Source organism: Aeromicrobium sp. (assembly GCF_037719875.1).
In the GTDB taxonomy this organism is placed as follows: domain Bacteria; phylum Actinomycetota; class Actinomycetes; order Propionibacteriales; family Nocardioidaceae; genus Aeromicrobium.
In genome coordinates, this window is record NZ_JBBJMJ010000010.1 from 102,132 (window position 1) to 112,661 (window position 10,530).

The following is a 10,530-nucleotide window of genomic DNA, read 5'->3' on the forward strand; positions in this document are numbered from 1 at the left end:
GTCAGGAACCCAGCTCGATCGACCCGCCGGGAATCGCGTCCAGCAGCTTGCGGGTGTAGTCCTTCTGCGGGTTGTCGAACACCTCGGACACCGCTGCGGCCTCCACGACCCGGCCGTCCTGCATGACCAGGACGTCGTCGGCGATCTGTCGCACGACCGCGAGGTCGTGGGTGATGAACAGATAGCTCAGGCCGAGTTCGGCCTGCAGGTCATTGAGCAGCTCGAGGATCTGCGCCTGCACCAGCACGTCGAGCGCCGACACCGCCTCATCACAGATGACGACCTCAGGGTCGAGGGCCAGGGCCCGGGCGATCGCGACGCGCTGGCGCTGGCCACCCGACAGCTCGCCGGGATAGCGCGACATGACAGTCGTGGGCAGTGCGACCTTGTCGAGCAGGTCGCGCACTCGCTTCTCGCGCTCCTTGCCGCTTCCGATCTCGTGCGTCCGAAGCGGCTCCTCGATCGACTTGTAGATCGAGTACAGCGGGTCCAGCGAGGCGTACGGATTCTGGAACACCGGCTGCATCTGCCGGCGGAGCCGCAGACGCTCGGCCTTGGTCTTCAGCTCGCGCAGGTTCTTGCCGTCGAACACCACGTCGCCCGAGGTGGGCGGTAACAGGTCGAGGACCATGCGGGCCACGGTCGACTTGCCCGAGCCCGACTCGCCCACGATCGCCATCGTGGTGCCGCGACGCAGCCGGAACGAGACATCCTCGACAGCGGCGAAGTCCACCTTCTGCCACGGCTTGGCGCCACGGAGCGTGAACATCTTGGTGAGGTTCTCCACGACGATGATGTCTTCGTGGCCCTCGCCGAACTCGCTCGCACTTTGCGAAATCTCCTGGGCGATCTCCGCCGCGGTTTGGACGGCCTGCTCACGCACCTCGGTGCGCGCCTGCACAGATGACAACCGCTGAGATGCCAGCGAAGGCGCCTTCGCGACGAGCCGTTTGGTGTAGGGGTGCTGGGGATCCTGCAGGATCTCGCGAGCGGGTCCGGACTCGACGACCTTGCCGCGATACATCACGACGAGGTGGTCGGCCCGCTCGGCCGCGAGCCCGAGATCGTGGGTGATCAGCATGACGGCGATGCCGAGGGTGTCGGTGAGCTGGTCGAGGTGGTCGAGGATCTGCTTCTGGACCGTGACATCGAGCGCAGACGTCGGCTCGTCGGCGATCAGGAGCTTGGGGCGGGCTGCAAGGCCCATCGCGATCAGTGCGCGCTGACGCATGCCACCGGAGAACTCATGGGGATACTGCCGGGCGCGGCGCTCCGCATCTGGCAGGCCGGCCTCCTCCAGGAGCTCGACGACCCGCTTGTCCGCCTCGTCGCCAGAGGCGACCCCGTTGGCGATCAGCGCCTCCTTGATCTGGCGGCCGACCTTCCACAGGGGGTTGAGGTTGGACATCGGGTCCTGCGGCACCAGGCCGATGGACGATCCACGCAACGCCAGGATCGACTTCTTGCCGGCGGCGCTGATCTCGGCACCCTCGAACAGGATGCTGCCGCCCATGACGTGACCGCTGCCGGGCAGCAGGTCGATGACCGAGTGGGCCAGGGTCGACTTGCCCGAGCCGGATTCCCCGACGATCGCGATGGTCTGGCCGGGATAGATGCTGAGGTTCGCACCGTCCACCGCTGTCAGGATCTTCTTCTTGTCGGTACGGAACCCGACGCGCAGATCCTTGATCTCGAGCAGGGGGGTCTCGGTCATTACTTCTTCGCCTTCGGGTCGAGAGCTTCACGGACGGCCTCACCCAGCAGGACGAAGCCGAGCACCGTGACGGCCAAGGCCGTGGCCGGAACCCACATGACGACCAGGTGCTGACCTGAACGCACCAACGTCTGCGCGTCGGAGAGGTCGTTGCCCCACGAGACGATGGTCTGCGGCAGGCCGATCCCCAGGAACGACAGGGCCGACTCCGAGACGATGAACACGCCGAGCATGATCGTGGCCGAAACGATGACCGGCGACAAGGAGTTGGGGACGATGTGACGACGGAGGTTGGTGAACTTGGACGCACCGATCGCGGTGGCTGCGTCGACGAACTCGAGGTTCTTGACCTCGAGCACCGCGCCGCGCATCTGGCGAGTGATCTGTGGCCACGCGAAGATGGCGAGCGCCAGCACCACCACGAGCACCGAAAACCAGAACCCACGCTTCGGCGCGATGTTGTTGATGACCGAGATGATCACGATGCTTCCCAGCAGCACCGGGATCGAGAAGAAGATGTCACTGAGTCGGGACAGGATTGTGTCGATCGGGCCGCCGTAGAAGCCTGCGACTGCACCGGTGACCGTGCCGATCAGCACGGTGACGAGGGTCGCGAGCAGGCCCACGGCCACGGACGCCCGTGCACCGTAGACGGTGCGTGCCCAGATGTCGGCGCCCTGGAAGTTGTAGCCGAACGGGTGCCCCTCGCTCGGCGGGCCGAATTGGTTGCCAAGCGATGCCTGGGTGGGGTCGGCGCTGGTGAACAAGGTCGGGAAGGCGACCATGACAGCCAGAACGACGATGATCACCGCGGACAGCCAGAACAGCGGAGACTTGCGCAGCCGCTTCCAGGCCTCCCTCCACTGGCTCTCCGGCACGGCATCGACATCGACGGCGTCGATGGCGCGCAACGGGGTCTCATCGAGGGGGGCGACAAAGCGCTGCTGCCCCGGAAGCGGCTCAGACATAGCGGATCCTCGGGTCAAGAACGACATACAAGAGGTCGACGATCAAGCTCATGAACACGTAGAGCATGACCATGACCGCGACGACGGACACGGTCAAAGGGGTGTCACCGCGATTGACCGCCGAGAAGGCGAGGTTGCCGATGCCTTGGACGTTGAAGATGCCCTCGGTGATGATCGCGCCGGCCATCAGCGAGCCGAGGTTGATGCCGATGTAGGTCACCACCGGCACCAGCGAGTTGCGCAACACGTGGTTACGGATGGCAAGTCCCTCCGACAAGCCCTTGGCCCGGGCGGTACGCACATGGTCGGCGCTCATGTTGTTGGCCACCGAGGTGCGGGTCAACCGAGTCGTGGTCGCAATGTTGGCGATCGCGAGCACAAAGGCCGGAAGGAGCAGGTCGGCGGGGCCCCAGTCGACGGGCACAGTCGCAGGAAACAGGCCCCACTTGACGCCGAAGAGGAATTGCAGCACGAAGCCGACCACGAAGATCGGGACCGACAACAGGACCAGCGACATGACCAGCGTCACCGAATCGAACCAGCCATTGCGGCGCAGCCCGGCGATCGTGCCGACCACAATGCCGATGACGGCGTCCATCGTCAAAGCCATCAGAGCGAGAAGGCCTGTCACAGGCAGGGCATTCTTGATCTTCTCAAAGACCGGCTGACCGTCGAGCCCCACGAAGTCAGGGTTGAAGGTCACGACGTCCTTGAGGAAGTACAGCCACTGGAGGCCGATGAAGTCGTTCAGGTGGAACTGGTCGCGCAGGGCCTGTCGAACTTCGTCCGAGACCGGCTTGTTGCCGGTCAGGCCGAGGATGGGGTCACCCGGGCGCAACTTCGTCAGCACGAAGATGATCAGCGTGGCCCCGAGAAAGACTGGGATGGCCTGGAGCAGCCGCTTGGCGACATACCACCACACAAGAGCCTCCTGGGTGTAGGAAGAGAAGAATGGAACTGATGCAACGGCCACTTGGTCTAAGGGCCATAGTGCACTGAGATCAGGCGCGGCGCGCGGGGGCCCCCCCGGGGGGGGCGTCCCCCCCCGCCCCAGGTGGCGGGCGGGCAAACTAGGGCCGGGCGTGTATGCCCGCGTCTGCTTCCAGTTGAACACGTAATCCTTGAGATCCTTCGTGGTCACTGCCGTGGCGTTCTGGTACCACAGCGGGATGGCCGGCAGATCCTTGAGCAGGATCGTCTGGGCCTCGCTGATGAGCTTGTAGCGATCGTCACCCTTGGTGGCCGACGCATCCGCAATCAGCTTGTCGAACTCCTTGTTGCTGTAATCGCCGTCATTTGATCCGGCGCCGGTGGCGTAGATCGGTCCGAGGTAGTTGAGCATCGACGGGTAGTCCGCCTGCCAACCGGTACGGAACGGCGTCTTGATGCTCCGGTCGGTGACGACCGTGCGGAGCTCATCGAACGTCGGGTACGTCTTCGGGGCTGTGTCGATGTCCAGGGTGTTCTTGATCTGGTTGGCCATCGCCTCGGAGAACTCCTTGTTGCCGGCGCCGTCGTTGTTGTAGGCCAGCGTGAAAGTGCCGTCCCACTTGTCGATCTTGTTCGCTTCGGCCCACAGCTTCTTGGCCTCTTCGGGGTTGAACTCCAGGACCTCGTTGCCGGCGACGTCCTCGGTCCAGCCGTCCAGCACCGGCGACGTGAAGTCGCGGGCCGGCGTCCGAGCGCCGTTGAAGACCTTCTCGGTGATCTCCTTGCGGTCGGTCGCCATGGAGATGGCGGCGCGTCGCAGCGCGCCTTCCTCACCCTTGAAGTGCTTGAGGCGCTCCGGGATCGTGAAGGACGAGAAGTTCGAGCCCGGCTCGTTGTAGGCCGTGACCGCGTCGTCGGTCTCGAATGTGGTGAGCGCGCTCGGCGGCACCTGGTCAAGGACGTCGAGGTTGCCCGACTGCACGTCGGTGTAGGCGGCATCGACCGAGTTGTAGAACTTGAAGACCAGGCCACCGTTCTTCGGCTTGTGCGGGCCGTCATAGTCCGGGTTGGGCTCCAAGGAGATCTGCTTGTTCTTCTCCCAGCCGCTGTCGGTGAGCATGTAGGGGCCGTTGCCGATCGGCTTGTTGCCGTACTCCTTGGTGATCTTGCCGTCCTCGCCGTATGCGGAGTCGGGGACCGGGAAGTAGGCCGAGTAGCCAAGTCGCAACGGGAAGTCCGACTCAGCCTCCTTCAGCGTGATCGTGAAGGTCGTGTCGTCGACGACCTTGAGGCCCGACACCGTGTCGGCGCCCTTGGTCGTGTTGCCGACCTCGTCCGTGCCCTCGATCGGGTAGAAGAAGTAGTTGTTCAGCTGCTTGTTGGCCGGGTTGGAGCCGTAGTTCCACGCCTTCACGAAGGACTCCGCCTTCACGGCCGAGCCGTCGGTGAACTTCTGATCGCCCTTGATCTTGACGGTCCAGACGGTGCTGTCGGCGTTGCCTTCGATGCTCTCGGCGACGTCATTGGTGACCGAGCCATCAGTGTTGTAGGCCACCAGGCCGGAGAACATGTTGTCAATCGGGTCGCCGCCGCCAACCTCATTGGTCGCAGTCGGGATCAGCGGGTTCTGGGGATTGGTGCCATAGACGGTGATAGCGGAATCGCCGTCGCCGCTCTTGTCGTCGCTGCCGCCACCGCAGGCTGCCAGGGTAAGGCTGCCGGCCGCGATCAACGCCACACCCGCAAGACGGGTACGCCGAGAGAGTCGCATGGATTCCTCCTGATGTTTGGTGTGCGCGCTGGCGCGCGCCCCCTATGACTATCACCCGATCAGGCTCACCGAACAGCGTTCGAGCGCTGCTTAATCAAAGTGTTACCAAACGGTCGGACGGGTACAGGCACGGGAAGTCAATGGCCCGGGCGGGTCATGCCTCGTGGTCCGCGCGGGTCAGTGACCCGTCCCAGCATCCGGGATAGCAGCAGAAAATACGACAGCCGGCCCCCACAGGGGACCGGCCGTCGCGGGAGCTGGTGGTGCTCAGCCCTTGCGCTTCTTGATCTCTTCGGTTGCCGCAGGCAGAACGGCCTTGAGGTCACCCACGACGCCGAAGTCGACGAGCTCGAAGATCGGTGCCTCGTCGTCCTTGTTGACCGCGACGATCGTCTTGGACGTCTGCATGCCCGCGCGGTGCTGGATCGCACCGGAGATGCCGTTGGCGACATAGAGCTGCGGCGAGACCGTCTTGCCGGTCTGCCCGACCTGGAACGAGTGCGGGTACCAGCCGGAGTCGACTGCCGCACGGCTCGCGCCGACAGCAGCGCCGAGCGAGTCGGCAAAGGCCTCGACCTCGGTGAAGTCGCCCCCCGTGCCACGTCCACCCGACACGACGATCGCGGCCTCGGTCAGCTCGGGACGACCCGAGGCTTCCTTGACCTTGGTCGAGGTGATCTTGGCGGTCTTGGCAGCATCGGAGATGTCGGCCGTGACGGCCTCGACCGCACCCGCGCCGGATGTGGCCTCGGGGGTCGTCGAGTTGGGCTTGACCGTGATGACGGGAGCGCCCTTGGTGATCGAGGACTTGACCGTGAAGTTGCCGGCGAAGACCGACTGCGTCGTGGTGATGGTGTCACCGTCGGCCTGAACGTCGACCGCGTCGCTGATCCAGCCCGACTCGGTCTTGAGCGCGACCCGGGCACTGATCTCCTTGCCCTCGGTGCTGGCGCCCGCGAGGACCGCCGCCGGGGACTTGTCGGCGACGAGCTGCGCGAGCGCCTCGGCCTTGGGACCGACCAGGAACTCCTCATAAGCAGCGTCTTCGTAGGTGTAGATCTTCTCTGCGCCGTACTCAGCGAGGACCGCGTTGTCTGCGGAGCCGAAGACCACTGCGGACGGCTCACCGATGCGGCGGGCGATCGTGAGCAGCTCGAGGGAAGGCTTGGTGACCTTGCCATCAGGGGCATCGATAAGAACGAGTACTTCAGTCATGTGTCAGTGCCCTTCTCAGACGAACTTCTTGGAGGTGAGGAACTCGACCAGCTTGACGCCGCCGTCTCCCTCATCCGTGACGATCTCACCGGCGGTCCGCGGCGGACGGGGCTCGAACGACTCGACCTTGGTCCAGGCGTTGTCCAGACCGACGGCGCCGGCCTCGATGCCCAGGTCCGACAGCGCCCACGCCTGGACGTCCTTCTTCTTGGCGGCCATGATGCCCTTGAACGACGGGTAACGCGCCTCGCCGGTCTGGTCCGTGACGCTCACGACGAGCTTGCCCGTCGCCTCGATCTCCTGAGTCGCGACATCGCCGTCGCGGCGGATCTTGACCGTGTCACCGTCGACCGTGACCTCCGAGGCATACGTGACCGCCGGGAGGCCGAGGCGCTCCGCGACCAGGGTCGGGACAACACCCAGACCGCCGTCGGTCGAGGCCATGCCGAAGAACACCAGGTCGTAGTCGAGCTTCTCGATCGCCTTCGCGAGCACCAGCGACGTCGCGAAGGCGTCCGAACCGTGGATCGCGTCGTCCTGCACGTGGACACCGGCGTGCGCACCCATCTGCAGGGCCTTGCGCACCGCGTCGGAGGCCTGCTCGGGGCCGACGGTCAGGACCGTCACCTCCCCTTCGCCGGCCTCGACGACCTGCAGCGCCTGCTCCACGGCATACTCATCGAGCTCGGACAGCAGCCCATCCACACCGACGCGATCGACGGTGTTATCGGCGCTGAAGTTCCGGTCTGCGGTGGCATCCGGTACGTACTTCACAGCGACAACGATTTTGGTCACGAGGACCCTCCTGTGAATCTGGGGCGCGACGACCAAGCGGCCGTCACGGCAGTCTCTGGACTGTGCGAGAGCCACCATTCCACGCCATGCGGCGCCGAAACAGGGCGGCCCTTCGTCATCTGAATGTTACCTAGAGGTAGCAACGCGGGCGACACATCGAGGGCATGGGCTAGGTCACACCTCCGCGGCTAGTCCTCGATCCGTGAACGCAAGACGAACTGGGCGGCCAGCCCGAGGATCACATACGCCATGGACCCCATGCCCCAGGCCACGACGGCTTCCTTGACGTCGCCGTTCTGGCCCCCGAAGGTGAAGACGTCGCGCAGTGGGCCGACGAGGACATCGCACACGCTCGACACCACCTCGTACGTCCCGCTGCTCTGGCCGGTCCCGAGGGCTGCGAGGAACGCGCCCAGGGCCAGGACGAGCGAGCAGACGAGTCCGAGCACCCCGAGCACGACCGCAGCGACGGCGACCAGTCTGCGCCCCCTGCCGGTCGAACCTGAGGTGGAGGCATCCGGCGATCCACCCTCGTCGGCTTCTCCAGCCTTGTGCCGGCGTCGCTCGAGAAGAGAAACCTTGGGGCCACGCGGGGGCTCGACGATGCGGTCGCGCTTCTTGCCCTCCTTGTCGGCAGCCTTGGCGGTGCGCGCTTCGGACTTGACGTCCTCGCGCTCCTTGCGGGCGACCTTCTTGGCGTCGACCTGCTCCTGCCGCGAAGCCTGCTTTGAATCGCGGCGCTCGCTGCGGGCCGCTTGCTTGGCCTCCCTAGCGGCAGCCCTGGCGCCCTCCTTCTCGTGCTTCGCATCGTGCTCGCGTCGCTCGGGCTCGGGCTCGGCCACCTCGGGCTCGGGCTTGGCCACCTCGGGCTCGGGCTCGGGCTTGGCCTCCTCGACGACAGGAGTCTCGACTGGTTGCTCCGACGCGACCTGCCCGACGACCTCAGCTGTCGCCGGCTCTTCGGGAACCGCCGGCTCTTCGAGTACCGGCGGCTCAGGTGTACGTGTGTCGACCCGTGCGGCGTCCTTGGCCGCAGCAGCATCGGCCCGCTTCTGGACCCGGCCAGTCGCGGCCCGAACCTTGGCCTCATCGCGCTGACCACGGGCCACGTGCTTGGCCTCGACCCGGCCCTTGGCCGCGTCCTTACGCGCAAGACGAGACGCCTGTTTGGCATCAGAGCGCTCCTGACGCGCCGCCGCCTTGGCAGCCCCACGCTCACGACGAGCCGTGGCCTTGGCCTCAGCCGCAGCGGCCTTGGCCTGTTCCTTGGCGAGACGGTCACGCTTCTCAGCGTCCGACTTCTCCCGCTCAGCGGCAAGCTTTTCCCGCTCGGCGTCCAACCGCTCGCCCAGCCCGGTTGACGGCTGGACCTTGGGAGCCGCGTCGGGCTCGGTCCGAGGTTCGGCAACGGCGGCAGGTGTCGCCATGGCCGCAATGCCTGCCGTCTTGCTGGGTCCGGCCGGCGTCTCGGTCTTTTTCGGCTCGGGCACCGGTGACTTGGCGGCAGCCTTGTTCGCAGCCCGCTCCTCGCGGGCCTGCTTCTTGGCATCCAGCTTGGCCTGACGGGCGGACTGCTGCTCGAGCCGAGAGGCCTGCCTGGCATCAGCGCGCTGCTGACCCTTCGCGGCCTTGGCCTCGTCGCGCTCGCGTCGCACCGCCGCCTTGGCATCGGCCTTGGCGGCCCGGTGATCGGGCTCCGACTCGACTACCGGGACTCCCTCAGGAGCCTCGACTGCCTCGGAATCCGTGTGATCTGGGGTCGTCTCGTCGTCATCGTGGCTGGACTGATCGAGATCAGCGACGATCGAACCCGCGGTCAGGACGCTACGTGCGGCGGACGACTCTTTTTTTGATTGTGGGGGCGGCTGCCCCAGAGTCGTCATTCACCTCCTCGGGCGATGCATCCTTGGCTTCTTCGATGTCTGGCGCCTTGTCGGCTGGTGCCGGTTCGCTCGGCGCCTTGTCGGCTGGTGTCGCGTCGGCCGGCGCCTCGTCGTCGTCTGGCGCCTCGTCGACATATTCATCGACCAAGGGTTCAGGCGTCGTCAGGGGGGTCGATACAGACGAGTGATTGGCCATCACGATGTGTTCCTGTGCGACCCGCTCGGCTTCGGCCTCGGCCGCGGCGACCCACTCCAGGGCCGTACGCTCGGCCTCCTGCAGCTTTTCCTCCGCAGCGGCGCGCGCTGCGGCGACGGCTTGGCTGAGCCGCTCCTGCGCATCGCGCTTGGACTGGACAGTGACACGCTCCGCTTCGGCCTGTGCCGCGGCGACACGCTCGCGAGCATCCGTCTCGGACTTGTCCGCAACCCGGCGGGCCTCGGCCTGGGCCTGAGCGACCCGCTCGGCGGCGTCCTTCTCAGCCTCGGCGACCTTGCGCTCGGCATCGAGCCGCGCGGCCTCGACATCGGAGGCGAGCTTGCGCTCGGCCTCCTCACGTGCCTCACCTGCAAGTCGTGCAGCTTCGGTGGCTTCTGCTGCGACGCGCTCGGCTTCGGCCTGGGCGACCCGGATCTTCTCCGCTGCCATGCTTTCGGCCTCGACCAGCTTGGCTGCTGCCTCGGCGCGCTCGGCCTCTGCCTCCTTGGCCAACTTGTCGGCTTCCTGGTTGGCTCGCTCGACCCTGGCCTTGGCCTCGTCGCGCTCGCGGGCGAGCTCGGCAGCTGCCTCCGCGTGACGCTCGGCCGCTTCTGCAGCGAGTCGATCAGCCTCGACCCTCGCCGCGACGAGCTTGTCCTCGGCAGTGCGCTCGGCATCGGCCACGCGTACGGCAATCGCGACACGCTCTGCCGCGGTCTCCTGTGCATACTTCTCGGCCTCAGCCTTCGCGGCAGCCACATGGCTGCCGGCGGTGGTCTCTGCCTCACGGACGGTGCGTTCGGCCTCAGCCTTCACATCAAGAAGCCGCGCATCAGCCTCCTCACGCTCCTTGGCGAGCTGCGCCAACGCAGCCTCACGATCAGCGGCAGCCTGCTCAGCGACCCTGTCCGCCTCCGCACGAGCAGCGGCGACATGACTCGCGGACGTCCTGTCAGCATCGGCAACGATGCGCTCAGCCTCAGCCTTCACATCAAGAAGCCGTGCATCAGCCTCCTCACGCTCCTTGGCGAGCTGCGCCAACGCAGCCTCACGATCAG

The 10,530-nt window shown here is 65.9% G+C and carries 6 protein-coding genes and 1 pseudogene; all 7 read right to left on the minus strand.

Annotation, left to right across the window (positions count from 1 at the left end; all coding sequences use genetic code 11):
- Position 1: 1 nt before the first annotated feature.
- Positions 2-1,714 carry an ABC transporter ATP-binding protein gene (locus tag WKF39_RS11095; protein ID WP_340388332.1) on the minus strand — a complete coding sequence of 571 codons (1,713 nt, stop codon included), beginning with the start codon at positions 1,712-1,714 and terminating at the stop codon, positions 2-4.
- Positions 1,714-2,682 carry an ABC transporter permease gene (locus tag WKF39_RS11100; RefSeq protein ID WP_340388334.1) on the minus strand — a complete coding sequence of 323 codons (969 nt, stop codon included), beginning with the start codon at positions 2,680-2,682 and terminating at the stop codon, positions 1,714-1,716. Before WKF39_RS11100 ends, WKF39_RS11095 begins: the two co-directional genes overlap by 1 nt.
- Complete coding sequence (locus tag WKF39_RS11105; protein ID WP_340388335.1) at positions 2,675-5,383, minus strand: ABC transporter substrate-binding protein; 2,709 nt, start codon at positions 5,381-5,383, stop codon at positions 2,675-2,677. Before WKF39_RS11105 ends, WKF39_RS11100 begins: the two co-directional genes overlap by 8 nt.
- A 267-nt stretch (positions 5,384-5,650) precedes the next feature.
- Positions 5,651-6,598 (minus strand): electron transfer flavoprotein subunit alpha/FixB family protein, encoded by a 948-nt coding sequence (locus WKF39_RS11110; protein ID WP_340388337.1) that lies wholly within the window; start codon positions 6,596-6,598, stop codon positions 5,651-5,653.
- 15 nt (positions 6,599-6,613) lie between these two features.
- Complete coding sequence (locus WKF39_RS11115; protein ID WP_340388340.1) at positions 6,614-7,393, minus strand: electron transfer flavoprotein subunit beta/FixA family protein; 780 nt, start codon at positions 7,391-7,393, stop codon at positions 6,614-6,616.
- A gap of 188 nt (positions 7,394-7,581) precedes the next feature.
- On the minus strand, positions 7,582-9,276 hold the full coding sequence (locus tag WKF39_RS11120) for a hypothetical protein (RefSeq protein WP_340388342.1): 1,695 nt from the start codon (positions 9,274-9,276) through the stop codon (positions 7,582-7,584).
- Positions 9,218-10,530, minus strand: a pseudogene (locus WKF39_RS11125) (hypothetical protein); the annotation flags it as partial. The pseudogene WKF39_RS11125 and the gene WKF39_RS11120, both read right to left, overlap by 59 nt.